Origin of the sequence: Carboxylicivirga agarovorans (genome assembly GCF_050589845.1) — a bacterium.
In the GTDB taxonomy this organism is placed as follows: domain Bacteria; phylum Bacteroidota; class Bacteroidia; order Bacteroidales; family Marinilabiliaceae; genus Carboxylicivirga; species Carboxylicivirga agarovorans.
Map to the genome: position 1 here is coordinate 276,587 of NZ_JBNGPA010000004.1, position 20,519 is coordinate 297,105.

Consider the following 20,519-nt stretch of genomic DNA (forward strand, 5'->3'; position numbering starts at 1 on the left):
ATTATAAAACCTGTCAGGTTTGCCAAACCCGACAGGTTTAAATGTGATAGTGCTGTTACAGCTTAGCTACAAGAGTAAATAGAAAGCTTTGTCCGGGAGCATAAATAGCCTGATCAGTTCCTTTAACAGATCGTGTAAGATGCTCGTAATAGCTTTCATCAAACAGGTTATTGACCGAAGCGCTCAGCTCCAAATGTTGGTTAACGCTATAATTCAACGACAGATCAAGAACGGTAAATGAAGGTGTTCTTGTCTCTCCAAAACTACGGGCAATTCGATTTTGCTCAAGTACATGTCGTATGCTTACTTCGGGGCTTAGCTTATTGTTAAAATAATGACCACCTAGTAAATACCTTAGGTCCAATGGTGGTATTTCAGGCAATGCTTCATCTGTATCGTCGTTTTTACCGTAAGTGTATGCTATGCTGAAACGATGCCGTAGCCTGGCAGGTAATTTTTGCAACCACACAGCTTCAAAGCCCGCCAGCCTTGCATTATCGATGTTTATAAATTGGCGAACACCCGGACTGCCAGGCATTTTGGGAGAAATATCATCTCTTATTTCTGATGATATATAGTTGTTCATCAATGCTATAAAACCTGTTATCTTTATCTTTGATGAATGGTCGCCATAGCTGAAACTCAAATCAACCTGATTATTTTGTTCAGAACCTAACTCAGGATTTCCAAGCATCTCATAGGGGTCAACCCCAACAGGTAGAAAGTTGATATAGCGTTCTGTTAAACTGCCGCTTCGATGGGCATGGCCCAGCCATAGTTCGGCACTGAATTTTGAACCCAGGCGATGTGTTGCGCCAAAGCTGATTGCCGGATTGATAGTTGTTGAGGATAGCTCATTGTAAAATGATGAAAAATTAGCATCCGGATCATCGGCATCGGCTTTATTGTATTCTATTCGCGCCGAGTATACTAAATTCCATTTATCCAATGATTGCGTGAATTCAGCAAAAGCAGAAGCTTTGTTGATAAATGCATCCTGCCACACATTGTCGTAAACGGTATTTCCCATATTAGGCCCCATCAAAAAATGTCTGCTACGCTCACCTTCGGCTTTGTCTGCGCGAAAATCTATACCTGCGTATAGTTGATTCGTGTCAAATAGCCAATGACCTTCTGTTCGTCCTCCATAATTATAGGTTTTGGCGGCTGTTTCGGCATTGACCATTCGTGGGTCCAGCTTCTTATTGAAATTATCCATGAGGTGATCAACATAAGTCAAATAAATGCTAGTGTTCCATTCTTTAAGTTTCTTCTTAAAACGGATGGAATGATGCAAACTACCCAGCCATGTATCATCTTTGCGGAGATCCATCGGCAGTGCCGGAAAATCAACATCTGAAGCGTAGTTATGGCTTGCATTGAGACGAAGGACCTGGTTCGTGCCTGCCCTGAATGCCATTGAGGTACCAATATTATTTCTCGAGAATGATGAAAGTACTGTGTTTCCATCACCATCTTTGTAATTATCACCGCTTGAGTGTGAACCATACACTTTTATATCATGCGATTGACCATTAAAACCAAACAAGCCTTCGCTACGATAAATAACGCCGTTGCTTTCATAGCTGCCAGAGAGACGTCCCTTGATGCTTTTCTCCGACTCAAAGTCTGGCTGGTCTGTTTTAAAGTTGATGGTGCCTCCAAAGGCATTGCCATAACGCAATGAATACGGGCCCTTTAAGATGGAGATTTGCGATAGCATATTAACCGGCATCTGGCTACTGGGAGGATCCATGCGATTCGGGCATGCTGCATTGGCACTTTGCACACCGTCCAACACAATATTCAGCCGGTCATATTTAAAACCACGTAACACAGGATCAAAGCCATAATTACCACTCTTACGGATGAGTGCAATTTCAGGCATTTGACCCAATAAGGCCGACGCATCGTGTGACATGCGGTTCTGATTGTTAAAAAGGATGGATAATGAATCCGTATTGGCTTGGTGCAGAGCTATTATACTTACCGGGTGTAGTTCGTACTCATGATTTTGCCATTGGAATTCTTTCTTTTTTATAAGGGATTCGACGTCAGTGGAACTAAGATGAATTATACCATAATTGACATGTGATATTATTAAGACTGAATTGGCGTCATATATCAATGTTATTATTCCCTCCTGGTCGCTGATTCCTTGTTGCTTGCCATACTGGTAGTTAGCGTTAACGATGGGAGTTTGCAGGTTTTTATCAAGCAATTGGATCGATTGACCGCTTGATTTGGTGAAACTCAAACACAACATTAACGCCACAAAAAATATGAATTTATTCATTTTCGATGTGTGTAATGATTAATACAAATGGCACAACTTAATCTGTTAGTATAACTAACAGATAGTGCACTTTTAATTTGAATAATATGAGGAAATCAAGATTGAGGAGGGTGAAAAATTTCCGCAATAAATGTTTGAAGTTGAAAGGTATTAACCGTGTAATAACTAATTGTTTTAGAACTGCATATGATCCTGCTGGTTTGTGTTGCGACAGTAAACAGGTCGATTAATATTTTACGTTTAGATTGATTAGGATTGGCTTTGTCCTGCTCATTTTGTTGTTCCATCTGTTTTTTTAGTTGACAACAACCCTGACAATTGTTGTTATCAACTTCCTTTTGCACACATAAATTCGTAGCTATGTATTGCTGGTTGAGCTTAAAAACCAACAAAATAAATGAATCACCTATCGACGCGGTTAAGCTCGCAAGTAGTAGTAATATGGTAAGGTGTTTTTTCAAAAAAAAAGGGTGTGCTTTGATTTTATAACAAAGGCACACCCGTTATGTTTTTAGTATCGTTTCTTTAAAAGTCGTCCTTGGCGTTTCCTAAGAATTTAAAGTTATAGGTAACTGTAAAAATAGGCTGACCAAATATGGACATTTTGTATCCCTGAATCTTGTCGCCTTCTGACCTGAAGAAAACGTTATAAGCATTTTGTCGACCCAGAACGTTGTATACAGCAAATGTCCATGAACTGTGATTGAGCTTTTTAGCAACCAGGTTACCATTCAATGTTGCTGCAACATCAAGGCGAATGTAGTCAGGCATGCGCATTGAGTTGCGGTTTGAATAATAGACCTTGTCGGCTCCTCCAAAATTATAGTAGGCAACAGGGGCGGTGAATGGTCGACCTGTGCTGTAGAAAAAGTTAGAAGAAATATTTAGACGCCTGTTGAATTTATAATTGGCAACGAATTTGAAGTCATGTGGCTTATCGTAGTTAGCAGGAAAATAATCGCCATTATTTACCTGTTCTTCATCAAAGTCACTCTCTATTTTGTGTTTAATTCGGGAATATGTATAGTTCATCCAACCGGTTAGTTTACCTCTTTTTTTCTGAACCATGAGTTCAATACCATAGGCTTTTCCGCTTCCATTAAGAACATCTGTTTCCAAATGCTCATTCATCACCAGCTGTGCACCGCCTTTGTAATCAATAATGTTATGTAGGCTTTTATAATAGGTTTCAACAGAAGCTTCAATGCTGTTGTTTCTTAGGTTTTTATAAAATCCAATGGAGTACTGGTCACCTCGCTGTGGTTTCAGGTATTTATCACTTAACTTCCATATATCGGTAGGAGCCATTGCTGCAGTGTTCGATATCATCTGAATGTACTGATACATTCGATTATATCCTAGTTTTATTGAGCTGTTGCCGCTTAAACGAATATTTGATGAAAAGCGTAATTCAGGACCAGAATAAAAGGAGATGCTGCCACTTCCATGTTCTGTTGTGTCGGTTATGTTTTCAATAGTGCGCGGTAAACCACTGGCGTAATTATATTGCGTTTTGGGTCCAAAATTACTGTACATCGAATACCTTAGGCCTGCAGAAATAGACATGAAGTGAGTAAGCTCAAATTCATCACTGATATAAACGGCGGCCTCCAGCGCTTGTTCTTTCTCAAGTTCCTTATAGGCAATAAGTGACTCTGTAGATGTTGGGCGTTGTTTACCAGGCATTAAGTCATACCATGTTGCTTGTAATCCAAAATCAATTTTGTGGTTTTTGCTTGATAAATATGAAAAGTCCGATTTAAAACTGTATTGGTTAAGCTGGTAGTCAATTTCATGCAAAAGACTTGAATCTGTTCTTGATTCAGTTGTATAGTCGTAATTGCTGACAACTCCTGAAAATGTAGAAAATAATTTAGGACTGAATATGTGTTTCCATTTTAGAGTAGAAGCTAAAGTATTATACTCAAACGCATCTTCTGTGTAATAATCAAAGTCGTCGTGACTATAATAACCTGTCAGGTAGATACTATTTTTATCATCAATATCCCATGAAAAGCTGCCTTGTAAATCATGAAAGTTCGCTGAGCTGTTTTTTAGTTTTGGATCATCGAGTAATTTTAGTACCCAGTCGGAGTAGGTTGTACGGCCGGCCAGAATAAATGAGCTTTTATCTTTTTTTATTGGGGACTCCAGTGTAAGTCGACCTGAAACCGGGCTTATACCACCATTTATCTTGGTTTCCTTTCTGTTTCCTTCTTTAACGGTCATGTCCATTACTGAGGAAACGCGTCCGCCATATTTAGCCGGGATACCACTTTTGTATAGGGTAATGTCTTTAATGATATCAGCATTAAAACCTGAGAAAAAGCCAAAGAAATGAGAAGTATTGATAATAGGTGCATCGTTCAGCAGAATTAAATTCTGGTCTGTACTACCACCCCTTACATTGAAACCGTTAGATGCTTCACCAACACTTTGAACCCCGGGAAGAAGAAGAGTTGTTTTGATAACATCAGCTTCACCCATGCCAAGGGGTAATTGTTTTAATGTTTTCATAGTAATCTTATCCATTCCCATGCGTAAGTTGCGAACAGGATCTTCTGTCTTTGCGGTAATGGTTACCTCTTTCAGGGAGGTCGGTTTACTCTTCATTTCAACATTCAGAGAACCATCGGAGTGAATGACTATGTTACGATAGGTGGTTTTCATTCCTACTGAACGATATTCCACTTTGTATTGACCCTTGGGAAGGGAAAATGAATAATGTCCATACAGGTTGGTCACTGTGCCGTTTTTCAAATCATCAATATATACAACAGTGCCAACGAGAGGCTCACCACTTTCAATATCTGTAATCTTTCCACTCAAGATAGCATTGTTTGAATAGAGGTTCTTTGCCTGGCTGCCGATTGTAAATACCAGGTATTCCTTGTTTATTTTTTCCTCTGTTAAGTCTTCTTTTTGAGGGGCTTCATAAATGATAGAGTCCAATGTTATGGACTTTTTGTCTCTTATGTAATTCGAAAAGGTTTGTGCATAGTCTTTTTTGACTTTATAGTCACTTGTGAAAATTACATTGGTATTATCAATAATGGTATATTCCAGTCCGCACTCATTAGCCAGCCATTGAATCACTTTATTGATAGGTTGCCCGGTGAAGTTAGGATTTAACTTTATATCCTTAATCCAGCTCTCTGCATAGAAAAACGTGTAATCTGATTTAGTTTCCAGTTGGGTGATTATTTCATCGAAGTCAAGTGAATCTTTTTGTAAAGTGATGTTTTGACCTGCTGCATTGAATACTGGTAGGAGCAGTAATAAAAAAATAAGGCGTTTCATAGGTTAGGCTTAGAGTGTGTCGATAAATTGAAGTAGTTGAGATAACTGGATATTACTCATTTTTTTATAGGATAGATTGATGGATTTAATCTTTTTCTTTAACTGTTTTTTATCATCCGGAAAGAGGCTTAATAACTTCTTCTTGCTTGTGACATTGAAGTACCGTCCGTTTTTAAGTAAATAACGATCGGTGTTGTATGAATAGGTTGGCAGAGCATTGTCAACGCCTCTTCTTGCAAAATGCCTGATCAGGAGTGAAGTTTGTTCAGAGTAATAAATTTGTTCGTAATAACCCGCTTTAATGCCGGGTTTAATAATGTTGTCTTTGAGGCTGATAAAGGTATAAGCTTGATTTTCAAATAGTATTGTGAATGAGTCTACTTCTGATTTAGCAAGTTGAATATAGGTATTTGAAAGTGTGTAGTGTTCGGGATTAACAACTAAAAGATCTTTATAGATATCGTACAGTAATTTCTTTTTAGGGTATTCATCACCATCAATATAGATTGTTCCTGTTCCTGGCTTTGAATGCAGATAAGGTGTTTCGTTCGTTGGGTAATGGTAGGGTTTATACTCGCGCCCATTGATATACTCGAGCTCGTTATAGAATTTATTATTGTATAACTGAACTAGGGAATCTTTATGAATGGAAGAGCTGGGAAGAGCTGGATGCTGGGCCTTAAGATCATGACAAAAAGTAAGAATACTTATAAGGAAAGTTACAAGTGGGATTAGGTTACGCATAAGGGTTTAGTTTTAAATGTGTAACAACAAAAATATAAAAAGCAAGCAATTGTTGACCTTTTAAACTTAAAAATCAATCATTTTATTGAGTAGGTGTTAAAAATTGAGTTTTTTTTTGCAGATTTGAATTTATTACCACACAACTTAATCCTATTATGAATAGAATATTTATACCAATTGTTTTTCTTGCTTTAAGTTTTTCTTCTTGTCTTGAAAAATATGAAGTCAATATTAAAGATTACGAAGATTTACTCGTCGTCGATGCTTTAATTACTGATGAAGTTAAAAATCATCGGGTATATCTTTCCCGATCTGTCCCGAATTTAGACGTTCAGCCTTCTGTTGAATCCGGAGCCCTTGTGATTATTACCGATGAAACGGGTAAGGAAGAAGTTCTTACAGAAATAGAACCTGGAGTCTATGAAACAGATAAGCTGCAATTCATTGCCAGGGTTGGAGGTACATATAGCCTTTCTGTCAGAACCTCCAATGGTACTACTTATCAATCAGAATCATGTACGTTATTACCTAAATCTAATATAGAAGATGTTCGTTACAAAGTAGGGAAAGAATGGAATTCAGATGAAACTGAAGAATATAATGGTCTTCACATCATGGTTGATGGAGGTTCGTATGAAGGAGGGTATGTTCGTTGGTTATATGATGAGGACTGGAAGTTTAAAACACCATATCCGATTATGTTGGATTATAATTACGAATTACAGGACTGGGAGCGTGTCAGGCCGGTAAATGAATTTTGCTATAAGAGCCATAGTTCTGATCAGGTAATAGTGCATTCGTTTGCAGGTCAGAGTAATTCCGAATTAAAGGATAAGCAAGTATGTTTTGTTCCGTCTGAAGAAACTGATAAGTTGACTGTTCGTTATAGTATTAATGTTAAGCAATTATCAATATCCAAACAGGAATATGAGTTTTGGAATAAATTGAAAATATCAACTGAAGATGTTGGTGATGTTTTTGGAGTTCAGCCTTTTTCTATTAGAGGAAATATAAAGAATATTAACGATGGAAAGGAGCCTGTTCTGGGATATTTTCAAACAGGCAGTGTTGCGTCAAAGAGAATTTTTATTGACAGAAATGAACTTGTTGATTTGGATTTGCCAATACGTAAATACAATGAAGGGTGTCGGGTTGATACTTTTATTGCTGACGGTTTATCGTATAGCTCTCCATTGGAGATTTATGAGACTTTGGTTATTACAGGTAGTTATAATCTTTATCAAGGGGTTGAAGCGGAAGGAAGTATGGCGATTATAGGACTGCTATTAGCTAAACCAAGATGTTCTGACTGCAGATTAACCGGAAATATTCAAAAACCAGATTTTTGGGTGGACTAACAATACCAATATGAAAAAAACCTATTTAACCCTTTGCTGTATCTTTCTTCTACAATCGCTTGTTTCTTCTCAAGAGAAACTTATTTTAACTACAGATCGCGATATTTATATTGGAGGTGAATCTATTTGGTTTACTGTCAATAATATATGTAATGAAACATTTCGGAATTCTGATCTTAGTAAGGTGACATATTTAGAAGTGCTGAACAGTGTAAACACACCAATTATACAGCAGAAATTATTTCTCTCAGAAGGATCGGTAACATCGATGGTCACTATTCCTGATTCTGTTTCTACCGGTAATTATCTGGTGCGATGTTATACCCGCTGGATGAGTAACTATTCACCTGATAATTATGAGGCAAAAGTCATATCAATCATTAATCCATTTGCAAATAATTCGTTACCACAGCAGTCGGTTGATGAAGGAATGGGTGACCAGGAAGCTGTTGTATACCCTAAGAAAAACATCTCAGGTATTGAAGGTTTAAAAGCCACTTATACCAATCGCCAAAAAGTTAAGGTTGACCTTGATGTTGAAAATTTGAATTGGAATAGTTTGACTGTTTCGGTGGTTAAAACATGTTTGTATAAGCCAGTAGATTTTTCTTCAGCAGGCTCTTCTTCAGTATTTGCTGTTGATGGTACAATGAAAGTGCCTGAATATAAAGGGGAGATTATAAAAGGAAGGGTAATTAACACAAATACCAATGAATTTCTGGTCAATGAGAAAATGATGTTATCTTTTCTAAGTGAGAACCCTGTTCTGGAGTTTTCAGAAACCAATGAGAAGGGAGAGTTTGTGTTTGAAGCAAATCGCTTTGGCAGACAGGAAATGGTTATTCAGCCCTATTCGCCAGATACTGCGTTATTAAACTATAAAATTGAATTAGAGGATAATTATTCGGGTCACTATTCAACGCGTGAAATGCCTGCTTTGGACCTTGATACTGTTAGGGTGAATGAGATAAACAAAGCCATTATCAATATGCAAATCAATACGATTTATGCCAGTCATATGCCTGAAATAGAGTTGGCTGATTCAATTGAGCAAATTCATTCATTTTATGGAGATGCTGAAAATACAATCCTGATAGATAAGTATATTGATTTACCTACCACAGAAGAGGTTGTGCGAGAAATCGTACCATACGTCAGTTTAAGAAAAAGTAAGGGGCAATATGATTTTAGGGTCTATGAAGAAAAATCACTGTATCCCAGAGATGGTGGTTCATTAACATTTGTCGATGGGGTTCCGGTACGTGATGCCAACCGTATCCTTGGTATAGACCCCAAGTATCTTGAAAAAATTGATGTTATTAACCTGAATTACTATATCAGAGATGAAAATCTGGGACGTTTGGTGTTGTTTTATACACGTGAGAATGATATGGGTAATATGGATTTTGATCAACGGATTTTCAGACAGGTACATGATGGTTTTTTAAATTCATATACATATGACAGCCCTGATTATTCAATGGATAAGTTAGAGAAATCAAGATTAGCTGATTACAGAAATGTTTTGTATTACTCAAGTTATAATCATTTGAATGACAAGAAAAAGGTAGGTATTGAGTTTTATACTGGCGATGATTCTTCTGATTATACTATGATAATTACCGGTGTTAATAAGAAGGGTGAAAAAGAAGTACTGACCAGGTCTTTTGCGGTTCAATAGCAATTAAAAATCTGATCTGACGTAAAATTTTGAATTCTTGCTACCTTTGTATCTTGTACAAAGATTTTTCCAATGAGAAGAGAATTTGATTTTTTAGTCATTGGCTCAGGCATTGCCGGATTGAGTTATGCGCTAAAAGTAGCTAAACATGGTTCTGTTGCCGTGGTTAGTAAAACAGAGCTTAAAGAGACCAATACTGCTTATGCACAAGGGGGTATTTCATCTGTAACTTATGAACCTGATTCTTTTGAAAAGCATATAAATGACACTTTAATAGCCGGCGATGGACTATGCGATATAGAGGCCGTTAAAAAAGTGGTAGAGGAGGCGCCTGAACAGATTAAGCAATTACTTGAATGGGGAACCAGCTTTGATAAAAACGAAGATGGTAAATTTGATTTGCATCGAGAAGGTGGTCATTCCGAGTACCGGATTTTACATCATAAAGATAATACGGGAGCTGAAATTCAAAGGGCTTTAATTGATGAAGTTAAAAATCATCCTTCCATTGCTGTGTTCGAAAATCATTTCGCTGTAGATATTATTACTCAACACCATTTAGGTAAGGTTACTGAACCCTGGATGCGTGATATTGAATGTTACGGAGCATATATACTCAATAAGGACAATGGGAAAATAGAAACTTTTCTGGCCAAAACGACCATGATGGCCACCGGCGGTATAGGTAGTGTGTACCAGACGACTACCAACCCCTTAATAGCTACCGGTGATGGTATTGCCATGGTGTTTAGAGCTAAAGGTATTATTGAGAATATGGAGTTTGTGCAATTCCACCCAACGGCATTGTATAATTTATCTGAGCGACCATCATTTTTAATAACAGAGGCCATGCGGGGGTATGGCGGAATTCTTCGCCGGCAGAATGGTGAAGAGTTTATGCTAAAATATGACAAACGAGATTGTTTGGCTCCACGTGATATTGTGGCCCGCGCCATTGATAATGAATTAAAAAACCGCGGGGAAGAGTTTGTTTATCTTGATGTTACTCATAAAGATGCTGAAGAAACAAAGCAACATTTTCCGAATATTTATAAAAAGTGCCTGTCTCTTGGGGTTGATATTACTAAAGATATGATTCCTGTAGTGCCGGCTGCCCATTATTTATGTGGTGGTATAAAAGTTGATTTGATGGCCAGGAGTTCTATTACTAATTTATATGCTGCCGGAGAATGTGCTTCGACTGGTTTACATGGTGCTAATCGTTTAGCAAGTAATTCGTTAATTGAAGCATTGGTATTTTCCAATGCTGCAGCCGAAGATGTGTTGGAGAAAATAGAAAGTATTGAATTTAATCATCGAATTCCTGACTGGAATGATGAAGGAACTTCTCATCCTGAGGAGATGATCTTAATCACTCAATCAAATAAAGAGGTTCAACAAATTATGAGTAAGTATGTTGGGATAGTTCGTTCTAAAATACGACTTAATCGAGCTTATGATCGTCTGGAAGTACTTTACAGGGAGACTGAAGCTCTGTATCAGGATTCTAAGGTGTCAGAAAAGATTTGCCATCTGCGTAATAAGATCAATGTTGGATACCTGATCATTAAAATGGCCCGAAAGCGCAAGGAAAGCAGAGGATTGCATTTTAATATTGATTTCCCGCATAAGCTGGAAAGCTAAATGCTTTTAGGCTTTACTTATTTAATAGATTTATTATTTTTACGGCTCAAACCAGATTGTCTAAGATTGAAAATCCTACAGATCAATAAAACAGATGCAGGCGGAGGTGCTGCTGTAGCAGCCAATCGTCTTAATCAGGCATTACGTCGTAACGGAGTGGACTCTAAATTGTTGGTTCAGGATTTGTTTCGCGATGAAGAAGGGGTTTACCCTGTTGGTTCAGGATTTGCCTATCGGCAAAAAGCTTTTGCCCGTTTTGCCTGGGAAAGGATAACTTTCTTACCCTATGAACGCAATGCTTCCGTTCGTTTTGCATTTTCACCTGCAAATACCGGTATTGATATTACAGATCACCCACTTGTTAAAGAAGCAGATATCATTCATTTGCATTGGATCAATCAAGGGTTTTTATCTATTGAGACTTTAGGTAAATTGCTTAAATGTGGGAAACCAATTGTATGGACTCAGCATGATATGTGGAGCTTTACCGGAGGATGCCATTATGCTGGCACCTGTCTTGAATTTCTGGAGTTTTGTTCATATTGCCCATTTCTGCGTAAATCAGGGAAAAAGGATCTCTCTGCCAGAATCTTTGCCCAAAAGCGAAAGATCTATAATGAATCACCTTTAAGTATAGTCACATGTAGTAAGTGGTTACGTACTCTTTCTCAGGAAAGTAAGTTGTTAAGGAGAAAGGATTTTTATAATATTCCAAATCCTATAGATACAGATTTCTATAAACCACGTGATAAGCAGGGTGCGCGTGAGCGTTTAGGTTTACCTAAGGATAAACGCCTCGTATTATTTGGTGCTGCCAATGTAAATGATCCGCGTAAAGGAATGCGCTATTTCATTGAAGCATTGAGCATTCTAGCTGAGAATTTTCCTGTTGTAAAAGATAATACCGAGTTGGTGGTGTTTGGTAAAATGAATGCTGAGACCGCTAAGTTATTCCCGTTTAAAACCAATTCATTTAAGTTTGTTTCTGATCCTGATGTACTTGTGGATCTGTATAGTGCCGCTGATAATTACGTTTTGCCTTCCTTACAGGATAATTTACCCAATACCGTTATGGAATCACTGGCCTGTGGAACGCCGGTTGTAGGTTTTAGTATAGGTGGGGTACCCGAGATGATCACACATAAGGTGTCCGGATATCTGGCGGAAGTAAAGAACTCCCTTAGTTTAGCAACCGGTATCTATGAAACCTTGTTTGTAAGTGACCTGGAGAAATTAAGTAAAAATGCCCGTCAAAAAGCAGTGGAAGATTACTCAGAAGAGGTGGTGGCAAAACAATATACGGCTGTATACGAATCATTGTTAAAGTAAATAATGATGAAAAATCCGCTTATATCCATCATAACAATAGTTTACAACGGAATTGATACCATACAGAAGACGATAGACAGTATTTCCTGTCAAACTTATTCAGATATAGAATACATCATTGTTGATGGTGCGTCTGATGATGGAACTGTTGATGTAATTAAATCCAACAAAGGCTCTGTTAATAAGTGGATAAGTGAACCAGATGAAGGTTTATATGATGCCATGAATAAAGGACTGAAGATGGCAGTAGGTGATTTCGTATGGTTTATCAATTCCGGGGATGAGATTTATGGATCATCAACTGTCAAAGAAATGGTTGATAGCTTCGGACAAAAAGTACCTGATGTCATATACGGAGATACTGTGATGATCGATACAGATGGTAATGAGATAGGAGAGAGACGACTTCAGCCCCCTTCAGAACTTCATTGGAGAGACTTCAGAAATGGCATGCTTGTGAGTCATCAATCGATATTGGTTTCAACAAAGATCGTAAAGAACTACAATGTTAAGTATCACTTTTCAGCCGATTTCGAATGGTGTTTACTGGCTTTGAAAGATGCCAGGTATATTCATAATTCAAATCTAACGCTTTCTCGCTTCTTAGACGGTGGTTTAACGAAGCAAAACATAGTTCCCGGACTTAGGGAGCGTTTTGATATTATGAGGCGTTATTTCGGCTTATTTCCGACTTTATTAAGGCATGTGCCAATCGGATTTCGTTTTTTATCTTACGTGCTTAAAAATAAGCGATTTTAGGCTTTGAGCTTGTTCTGTAAATCAATTAAGAGTCGTTCTGTTTCATCCCAGCCGATGCATTCATCTGTAATGGATACACCATAATCAAGACTTGAAATATCATCGGTAAGTTTTTGATTTCCATGATTTAAATTACTTTCTATCATGACACCCATTATGGAATCATTGCCACTCTTGATCTGGTCAACAATATTGTTTAAAACTACAGATTGATTTTCAGCCTTTTTACCACTATTGGCATGACTGCAATCTATCATTATTCGTGGTTCGAGATTTGCTTTTCTTAATTCAGCCTCATAATTAGCAATGTGTTCGGGCGAATAATTAGGCTCTTTTCCACCCCGTAATATAATGTGTGAATTGGGATTGCCCTTGGTTTTGACTACTGCGACTTTGCCTTCAGGGTTAATGCTGACAAAATTATGCGGTGCTGCCACTGATTCTCTCGCATTAATGGCTATATCAATGCTGCCTTTGGTGCCGTTTTTAAATCCTACGACCGATGACAAGCCGCTGGCCATGTTTCGATGGCTTTGTGATTCGGTTGTTCTAGCGCCAATAGCGGTCCAGGAGAACAGGTCCTGAATATACTGAGGTGTTACGATATCCAGAGCTTCACCGGCGGCAGGTAGTCCTAGTTCAGCCACGTGTAATAGCAGTTCTCTTGCCATTTTCAGACCTTCCTCAACTTTGCAGCTGTTGTCTAAATAGGGATCATTGATCAAACCCTGCCAGCCAACAGTTGTACGAGGTTTCTCAAAATAAACACGCATAACCAGGTAAAGTGAGTCGCTGACCCTGTCAGCTAACTTTTTAAGTCTCTGAGTGTATTCTTTAGCGGCATCAATATCATGAATAGAGCAAGGACCAACAACGACTAAAAGGCGATGGTCTTTTTTATGCAGAATCCGTTTAACTGTATTTTGTCCATCCAAAATGGTCTTGGTGATATCATCAGTTAACGGGTATTGGCGCTTTAATTCATCTGGTGTGATAATAGGCTCCTCGGCAATGATATTGAGGTTTTCAATCCTTAAGTCTGTCATAGTGAAATTTGATAATGCCTCAAAGGTAATAATTACCTGTGTTCGATTTAAATTTTCAAACAGCAGATTGGGCTAAAAGGTTGTAGCGATGCTTGATTTTCCCTCAAAAAGCAGAAATAAAAATGGACCCTTATCATAAGGGTCCATCTATTTATATCAGTTTTTTGGCAGTCAAAATGCTTACTCAACCACAGTTACCCAACCATGGGTGTCGGGCTCGTCGCCATACTGAATTGCGCGAAGTTTGTTGTATAGCTTTTCTGAAACCTCACCAGGTTTACCATCTTTGCTGAATACGAAAGAATTACCGCCTTCAATATCATCGATCTGACCAATTGGGCTGATTACAGCGGCCGTACCACATGCTCCTGCTTCTTCAAAAGTGTTTAATTCCTCGTAAGGAACCTGACGGCGCTCAACAGTCATCCCCATGTCTTCTGCCAGCTGGCAAAGGCTCATGTTAGTGATAGATGGCAGAATGGATTCAGATTTTGGAGTTACGTATGTGTTGTTTTTGATCCCAAAGAAATTAGCAGGTCCACATTCATCAATGTACTTTTTCTCCTTGCTATCAAGGAAAAGAACAGCTGAATAGCCTTTTGAATGGGCTTCATGACCGGCACGCAAGCTGGCTGCGTAGTTACCACCAACTTTGATATTACCTGTTCCAAGAGGAGCTGCACGATCGTACTTGCGAGAGATCATCATGTTGGTTGGCTTAAATCCTTCTTTGAAATAAGGGCCAACAGGCATTACAAACACCATGAACAAATATTCGTCGGTAGGAGCTACGCCAATTTTAGGACCTGTTCCAACCAATAATGGTCGAATGTACAACGAAGCACCAGACTCATAAGGAGGAACAAATCGCTTGTTAAGCTCTACTGCTTTTAAAACAGCATTAACAAAGATGTCTTCAGGAATTTCAGCCATCATGGTTCCAACGGCAGAATTGTACATACGCTTGGCATTTTCCTCAATGCGGAACAGGCGGGTTTTTCCATCTTTACCTTTAAAAGCTTTTAATCCTTCAAAAGCTTCCTGGCCATAGTGTAAACCGGTAGCAGCCATGTGAATGCTTACCTGATCAGATGAATGAACTTCAAGTTCACCCCATTTGCCATCGCGGAAGTAGCATCTAACATTGTAATCTGTCTTCATGTAGCTGAAAGACAAGTCGCTCCAATTGATATCGTTCATTTCTTTATGATTTAGTACTAGTGTAATTTTTCTTTATATGGTTGTAAAGGTACAATAATCAACTTATAATTTAAATGACAAAAGGCATCTCTTAACGATGTTTTAATAGGGGTTATCTGATAAACAATAAGATAGCAGATAACAATGTGATAGTATATATAAAATACCGGTATGGTTTTTCCGGGATGTAGCTAACGATCTTTTTACCGATAAACGTACCGCATATCAGCAATGGAAACATGACCAGGTTGAGGTGGAACGTTTGCCAGTTAATGGTTTCCCAGCTAACAATGTGAAAGGGTACCTTAAATGAGTTGAGGAATAAGTAAAACCAGGCTCCCGTTCCAATGTAAGCTGCTTTTGGTAAACGCATTGATAGTAGATATAAATTGAAAATAGGTCCGGCAGCATTGCCTATCATCGTTGCAAATCCACCAGCTAATCCCAGGTTGTTACCAAAAACTCTGGATTTGGAAATGTCGAATTTGCCTTTTAATTCATTGTAAACGAGTAGTCCAACGCAAATTAAAATAGCCGCCCCCATGGTGTATTTAAACTGCTCATCATTGATTCTGTTACCAATAAAAACAGCAAATAAAATGCCTGCTACAGCCGGGGGGATAAGCTTTAAAATAAGTTGGATATTGGCACTTTTGTAAAAAAAACGAAGCGCCATTAAATCGCCCATAAGCAAACATGGTAATACAATGCCTGCTGATGCTTTACCTCCATATAAATGAGCGAAAAGAGGTATGACAAACATTGATATGCCTTTAAGGCCACTTTTGGATACGCCAATAAAAAAGGCTGAAAGAAGAGTAATGCCCCAGGTCGCCCAGTCACTTTGTAAAGGATTAATGAATTCAGGTATTGACATTAAATAATCGCTTAAAATTACGGTTAATAATCAGCAGTAAATCATTAATATCAATATTAGTGATTTCTGATGCTTTTTCGTAAACTGATTGGATTTTTAACTGAGGATTGTCATCTGTTTCCAAAAATAAGCGATTATTCGGAATAAATGGTAATATCGTGCTCGCTTTTGAACCTGGGTTGAAAAGTGATTGACCAAATGAAAAATGGAAATCATATTTTAGTGCTTGTTCCATGGTCTCTTTAGAGGCATTAAAACCATGAAATATCCATGCTTGCGAGGGTTGAACGTCTTTGCGTAGCTTGATGATTTCAGTATAAGCTTTTACACAATGGATGATCAATGGTAAGCCTTGTTCTTCTGATAAGTCAATTTGAGCTAAAAAGACTTCTTGCTGAATTGAAAGTTTCGGGCCTCTGAGTTTGTCTAATCCGCACTCGCCAATAGCGATTGTGTTTTTGTCTCTTGTTAGTTCCTTTATTTTTTCAAGTTGTGCTTTATAAGAATCATCAATATGCCAGGGGTGGATGCCTGCAGATACAAGATGCGAAGGGTTAAAGTGTTCTTGTATTCCTGAAGCATCAATATTTTCAATTGAGATACAATGGTCATTTTCTCTGTAGTTATGAGTGTGCAGATTGATGTACATATGATCCGATTCAATTTTTTTAAAACCCTATTGTTTATACAATTTAAGAATTACAATTTTATAAAAAACTAACTTGATATGATGAAAATATATTACTTACTGTTGTTTTTAGCCTTAGTTCATTGGTCAAAGGCACAGGAATTTACAAACGAAAAGTTTGTACTTGCTCAGCAAATGAGCAACAAAGGTTTTGAAAAGCTTATGAAGGGTGATTCGCGAGGGGCTGAAATACTTTTTCTAAATGCCTTAAAACTGGACCCTCGGGTGCGTGAAGCATACATGAATTTAAATAGCATTTATAAAGAGCACAATATGGAGGCTGCTATTAAAATAATGGAAACTGCCAGTTCGGTATTTAGTGATGATGATGAGGTTTGGTATTGCCTGGCCAATGGCTATTATCAGCAAAATCATTTTGAAAAAGCTATTGAGGCCTACTCCAATGCTATAGAATTGAGCAAAGTCAATGGGGAAGATTTTGGTTTGGTCTGGAGTTATTATTTTAACAAGGCTAATTCCCTTGCAAAGCTAAACAGAAACAAAGATAGCATAGAGTTTTACTCCAAAGCTATTGAGTTCAATCCTAAAAACCCCAATATTTATTTTAACCGGGGAATGAACTACTTAATGATTAAGCAAAAAGAACTGGCCAGAAAAGATTAGCTAAAAGCAGGTGAGCTTGGCATGGAAGGGATGGAACAATACATTGATGAGTATATCAAATAAGAGATTTGTGAAATGGAGATAGCCTGAACGGTCAGGAAATGGATTTAATTGTGAATGATAATGACCCTCAGAATGTCCTGGGCCGAAATCCTGTCAAATGCAATTGATTTATGATATCATTTCTGTTAACTAGCAAAGCATCCATGCTATTTCTCTTTTACATGGATGCTTTTGGTAAAGCTATATGTGTACCTTGAATAATTGTAGCTTTAAAGAAACTATAGTATCAATATACATTAAATCTTGATGTTGAATCACACTTTACTGCCAATGAATTAACAGACTGTAAGATTACTTTGGAGCTGTTATTGGCAATGAGGTCAACACTTTTAATGTCTTTATTGACTGTTACTTTAGAATTATCTACATCCATTATTAGGTGCTGGATATTGGTGGCCGAGATAACACTGTTTGCCCTTGTACCTGACTTAAGTTGGATGTTATTTATTGAACTCTTTTGGTTTATAAAAACATGTCCTTCGTCTTGGTTGCTGATGTTAAGACTGTCTTGCATTAAGTCAATGCTAAGTGTTCCACCGTTGTTAATGATTTCTGTGATATTGAATGATTCAACAGTGTATTCACTGACGTAATGATCCAATTTTAATGGTTTTAAAATAAGTGTGTCAGCACTGATCTCATATACACTAATGTCGATGGAGTCTTTATGGTATGCATACTTTAAGTTACGGTTGTTGCCGGTTTCTATGCTGACTTTGGCTCCATCAAGAACTTTTACAACCCTAAAGTCGGGCAAGTCTTCTGTTATTGTTTCCAATTGTTCGGAGTGTCCTTTGTACTTTTTGCCATCTACAGTAATCAAAAAAGAGAGCAGACTAAGGCAGAAAACCGAAAGAAAAACTATTAAAATAAGCTTACTTGTTTTCATGTTCGTTCTGGTTTATCTGGTTGAATAAAGGCTCTAACTCATTCTTTGTAATGCGCAATAATTTAACTTGTTGTATAAAGGCAGGAAGTATGTCTTTTGCAAATTCCTCCTTACGAATATCCCTGATGGTTTCAGGGGCAGTTTCGGTAACGAAGTAGCCGATGCCTCTTCTGTTCTCTACTATATTGCTATGTTGTAATTCTAGAAATGTTCTCATAATGGTATTTTGGTTAACGCCAAGTTGTGACGCCAGTTGTCTGACTGATTGTACTTTATCTCCGGGCGCAAAATCTCCTGATAAAATGCGCTCACATATGTTGTCAGCTATCTGTTGAAAGATGCCTTTATTGTTTTTGAATTCCATCATGCTATCTCTTTTTCTTTCACTCTAAAAAAGGCGTAGGCCCAAGTGGTGGTTAAACCAATTATTTCAAGCGCGACCAGATAATATCCGGTAGAATCTTTATTCTCAAAAGTTGCGACCCATGGCATTCTGCCACTATCATACACTTCGACCCACTCAATAATGATGTAGAAATAGAAGATAACAAATGCTATGGTGGCACCTATAATTACTAAGGTTTTGATCAGAGGTTGTTTTTTAAATACGGTTGCCCCGGCAAACAATAGTGATTGTGCTATTAAAGCCATTAAGATCATTGCTGTTAAAATAATACTGAATTGCTCTGTGTTTACTTCTTCAAATATGGCACTCAATCGAAATGACTCAATATAATAGTCTGGATTAAACCATAGAGAAAGTTCAGTTGCAATATGAGAACTGATGTAGAAGATTACAGGAAGAATAATCCATGGCAATACTATCCTGACCATAATATTGAAAATAAACTTTTCAGTTGTGGAGCAGGGAATAAGCAAGTAATCAAATGTTTTTTCTTTACTCCTGAAAGCAGGGAAAGCATAGGCTGCAAAGGGCAAGGCTATTGCACCATTCAGCATAATGAAGAATGGTAGCCATTCGATTGCTTCGATGTTGTACTTGTTGAAAGTAAAAGTCAATAAAATCAGCGTATAGCCAATTAATATCGAAAGCAACGCTAATGCAGAATTCTTACCTGAAATCTGGTACTGTTGTTTGATCAGCCTGTTAAATCTATTAATGTTGAACGTATTATTCATGGTTGAAGTCTTTCTTAGTTAATGGTAACACCGTTGTTTATGGCATTAAATAAAAGCTCAATATCTACTTCTGAAGTAGTGCCATTGGCTGGAGTAATAACATTGTATCCCATTGGATTGAGTTCGCTGTAAAGTACCTCCTCTGGCAGATGTCTTACAATTTTAAAGTCATATTTCTCTGACAGCTTAATGATCGTTTCATTAAAGATTATTTTGCCATGATCAACCAATAAAATCTTGTCTATTAGTGTTTCTACATCTTTTACCTGATGTGTTGATATGATAATGGTCTGGTCATCTTCCATAGCACCGGCCACCATTTGTCTGAAAATGGCTTTAGAAGGAATATCCAGGCCGTTTGTTGGTTCATCCAAAACAATCAGCTGGCATTTGGAGGCAAGGGCAAACGCAATTCTGAATTTTTTCTTTTGACCATGGCTCATCTTTGAGACCACTTTATTCTCATCCAGTTCAAACTGTCTGATCAGATCGTTGAACAAGGCTCTGTCAAACCGTGGATAAAAAGGAGCGTTGCCTTCAACGTATTTACGAATTTTTACTGAAGGCATGATAAATTCCTCGGGGACAAAGTAAAGTTGTTCGAGAAAGCCGGGTGAGCGCATAACAGGATTTTGTCCGTTAATATCTATATCACCCGCTTTAGGTGTAAGTAGTCCGCTTATAAGTTGTAAAAGGGTGGTTTTTCCAGCACCATTCTTACCCAGCAAACCAATAATCTGGCCTGCTTCTTCATTAAGCGATAGCTCATTGAAGAGTGAGGCTTGTTTTTTATAAGCAAAACTTAGGTTGTTGATTTTAATCATTTGGAATTGTTTTACTGTTATAGTGAAATAGTACACTACAAATGTAAGGGGTATTTT

The 20,519-nt window shown here is 37.8% G+C and carries 17 protein-coding genes; 6 read left to right on the forward strand and 11 right to left on the reverse strand.

The window, feature by feature from the left end; translation table 11 throughout:
- Positions 1–55: 55 nt before the first annotated feature.
- From ACRD69_RS07110 to ACRD69_RS07120, 3 genes are all read right to left on the reverse strand, one after another.
- Positions 56–2,296: a TonB-dependent receptor domain-containing protein gene (locus ACRD69_RS07110; RefSeq protein WP_430814384.1), complete on the reverse strand. Its 2,241-nt coding sequence runs from the start codon at positions 2,294–2,296 to the stop codon at positions 56–58.
- Positions 2,297–2,821: 525 nt separating this feature from the next.
- Positions 2,822–5,596: a TonB-dependent receptor gene (locus tag ACRD69_RS07115; protein ID WP_430814385.1), complete on the reverse strand. Its 2,775-nt coding sequence runs from the start codon at positions 5,594–5,596 to the stop codon at positions 2,822–2,824.
- 9 nt (positions 5,597–5,605) lie between these two features.
- Positions 5,606–6,340, reverse strand: coding sequence for a hypothetical protein (locus ACRD69_RS07120; RefSeq protein ID WP_430814386.1), 735 nt, complete (start codon positions 6,338–6,340; stop codon positions 5,606–5,608).
- Between the two features lie 155 nt (positions 6,341–6,495).
- Between ACRD69_RS07120 and ACRD69_RS07125 the strand changes: the two genes are divergently transcribed.
- The 5 genes from ACRD69_RS07125 (at position 6,496) to ACRD69_RS07145 (ending at position 13,111) form a co-directional block, all read left to right on the forward strand.
- Positions 6,496–7,698: a DUF4249 domain-containing protein gene (locus ACRD69_RS07125; RefSeq protein ID WP_430814387.1), complete on the forward strand. Its 1,203-nt coding sequence runs from the start codon at positions 6,496–6,498 to the stop codon at positions 7,696–7,698.
- A 10-nt stretch (positions 7,699–7,708) separates the two neighbouring features.
- A complete protein-coding gene (locus ACRD69_RS07130) occupies positions 7,709–9,379 on the forward strand; it encodes a hypothetical protein (RefSeq protein WP_430814388.1) in 1,671 nt (556 codons plus the stop codon).
- A gap of 72 nt (positions 9,380–9,451) precedes the next feature.
- Positions 9,452–11,023 (forward strand): L-aspartate oxidase, encoded by a 1,572-nt coding sequence (gene nadB / locus ACRD69_RS07135; protein ID WP_430814389.1) that lies wholly within the window; start codon positions 9,452–9,454, stop codon positions 11,021–11,023.
- Between the two features lie 66 nt (positions 11,024–11,089).
- On the forward strand, positions 11,090–12,352 hold the full coding sequence (locus ACRD69_RS07140) for a glycosyltransferase family 4 protein (RefSeq protein ID WP_430814390.1): 1,263 nt from the start codon (positions 11,090–11,092) through the stop codon (positions 12,350–12,352).
- A 6-nt stretch (positions 12,353–12,358) separates the two neighbouring features.
- Positions 12,359–13,111 (forward strand): glycosyltransferase family 2 protein, encoded by a 753-nt coding sequence (locus tag ACRD69_RS07145; protein WP_430814391.1) that lies wholly within the window; start codon positions 12,359–12,361, stop codon positions 13,109–13,111.
- Here ACRD69_RS07145 and ACRD69_RS07150 read toward each other — a convergent pair.
- From ACRD69_RS07150 to ACRD69_RS07165, 4 genes are all read right to left on the reverse strand, one after another.
- The gene (locus tag ACRD69_RS07150) at positions 13,108–14,157 is read right to left on the reverse strand and encodes a 3-deoxy-7-phosphoheptulonate synthase (RefSeq protein ID WP_430814392.1); all 1,050 of its coding nucleotides are present in this window, start codon (positions 14,155–14,157) and stop codon (positions 13,108–13,110) included. The genes ACRD69_RS07145 and ACRD69_RS07150 overlap by 4 nt on opposite strands.
- A 180-nt stretch (positions 14,158–14,337) precedes the next feature.
- A complete protein-coding gene (locus ACRD69_RS07155; RefSeq protein ID WP_430814393.1) occupies positions 14,338–15,357 on the reverse strand; it encodes a branched-chain amino acid aminotransferase in 1,020 nt (339 codons plus the stop codon).
- A 112-nt stretch (positions 15,358–15,469) separates the two neighbouring features.
- The gene (locus tag ACRD69_RS07160) at positions 15,470–16,234 is read right to left on the reverse strand and encodes a sulfite exporter TauE/SafE family protein (RefSeq protein ID WP_430814394.1); all 765 of its coding nucleotides are present in this window, start codon (positions 16,232–16,234) and stop codon (positions 15,470–15,472) included.
- On the reverse strand, positions 16,221–16,883 hold the full coding sequence (locus tag ACRD69_RS07165) for a TatD family hydrolase (protein WP_430814395.1): 663 nt from the start codon (positions 16,881–16,883) through the stop codon (positions 16,221–16,223). The genes ACRD69_RS07160 and ACRD69_RS07165 overlap by 14 nt, the downstream gene beginning before the upstream one ends.
- 78 nt (positions 16,884–16,961) lie before the next feature.
- Between ACRD69_RS07165 and ACRD69_RS07170 the strand changes: the two genes are divergently transcribed.
- Complete coding sequence (locus ACRD69_RS07170) at positions 16,962–17,546, forward strand: tetratricopeptide repeat protein (protein ID WP_430814396.1); 585 nt, start codon at positions 16,962–16,964, stop codon at positions 17,544–17,546.
- Positions 17,547–17,835: 289 nt separating this feature from the next.
- Here ACRD69_RS07170 and ACRD69_RS07175 read toward each other — a convergent pair whose 3' ends face one another.
- Genes ACRD69_RS07175 through ACRD69_RS07190 form a run of 4 tightly spaced genes read right to left on the reverse strand, consistent with a single transcriptional unit; the run spans position 17,836 to position 20,462 of the window.
- Positions 17,836–18,498 (reverse strand): hypothetical protein, encoded by a 663-nt coding sequence (locus tag ACRD69_RS07175; protein WP_430814397.1) that lies wholly within the window; start codon positions 18,496–18,498, stop codon positions 17,836–17,838.
- Entirely contained in the window at positions 18,485–18,865 is a 381-nt protein-coding gene (locus ACRD69_RS07180) for a GntR family transcriptional regulator (RefSeq protein ID WP_430814398.1), read from the reverse strand. The genes ACRD69_RS07175 and ACRD69_RS07180 overlap by 14 nt, the downstream gene beginning before the upstream one ends.
- Positions 18,862–19,638, reverse strand: coding sequence for a hypothetical protein (locus ACRD69_RS07185; RefSeq protein ID WP_430814399.1), 777 nt, complete (start codon positions 19,636–19,638; stop codon positions 18,862–18,864). Before ACRD69_RS07185 ends, ACRD69_RS07180 begins: the two co-directional genes overlap by 4 nt.
- Before the next feature lie 14 nt (positions 19,639–19,652).
- Complete coding sequence (locus ACRD69_RS07190) at positions 19,653–20,462, reverse strand: ABC transporter ATP-binding protein (RefSeq protein WP_430814400.1); 810 nt, start codon at positions 20,460–20,462, stop codon at positions 19,653–19,655.
- Between the last annotated feature and the right edge of the window lie 57 nt (positions 20,463–20,519).